Source organism: Bacillus sp. SIMBA_026 (assembly GCF_046535335.1).
Lineage (GTDB): Bacteria > Bacillota > Bacilli > Bacillales > Bacillaceae > Bacillus > Bacillus velezensis.
Window position 1 is genome coordinate 1 of the sequence record NZ_JAWRWX010000482.1, and the last position, 236, is coordinate 236.

The following is a 236-nucleotide window of genomic DNA, read 5'->3' on the forward strand; positions in this document are numbered from 1 at the left end:
GTGTCCAACGCTGCCGCAAACTCGGGAGCGAACTCACGTGTCCTGGAGAACAGGTGGGGCTGGAAAAGGACATGGACTTTCTTGCCCGCGGCCACCGAACGGGCGGCAGACAAGGCCGCGCGGACCTCCGTGGGGTGGTGTGCATAATCGTCATAGACGCGCACTCCCCTGGCCTGGCCCTTGAGCTCAAAGCGCCGCGATGCACCTGTGAAGTGGGCAAGGGCCTCTGCTGCGAC

General features: G+C 64.4%; 1 protein-coding gene. It reads right to left on the reverse strand.

Features of this window, described 5'->3' with window-relative positions:
- On the reverse strand, positions 1-236 hold a 236-nt coding region (locus SB847_RS22245), incomplete at both ends, for a glutamate ligase domain-containing protein (RefSeq protein WP_410578933.1).